1 pseudogene is annotated in these 410 nt (G+C 43.4%); it reads left to right on the top strand.

What is annotated here, in order from left to right:
- Positions 1-179: 179 nt before the first annotated feature.
- Positions 180-410: pseudogene (locus BHE18_RS01090) on the top strand (hypothetical protein); the annotation flags it as partial.

The following is a 410-nucleotide window of genomic DNA, read 5'->3' as shown; positions in this document are numbered from 1 at the left end:
CCTGACCTATAAAGCGTACGCTGTGTAGCTTGTTGTATCAGTGTAGTTGACCGGTTGTGCAGAAGTATTTTCCGCGTTCGTTATATTAACACGTACAGTGTGAGACCCGCTACACACTAAATCGAGTCATAGTTCTTGGCGTTTAGTGTGTACAACTGACTCGTTTCGTGTTTTTTTTCTACCAGCACGTCTATTATGTTCCGATACCAGTTAATCATCGGCTGTTTAAAAAAATGGGCACCGAACAATCCTATCATTCAAATCTGTTAATCATCGGCTACCCTTACCCTAATCGGGTTCAGCTTATGAAAGAAGCGGTCCATCTGCCATTCACGGTCCGGGTAATCGGCAAGGAATGGAGAAAATATCTGCCTAAAAAAGTGCTCAAACAGCCGCATATTGATGTCGTC

Origin of the sequence: Rossellomorea aquimaris, from assembly GCF_001877785.1 — a bacterium.
Lineage (GTDB): Bacteria > Bacillota > Bacilli > Bacillales > Bacillaceae_B > Rossellomorea > Rossellomorea aquimaris_A.
This window is presented reverse-complemented; position numbering and strand designations above follow the sequence as displayed.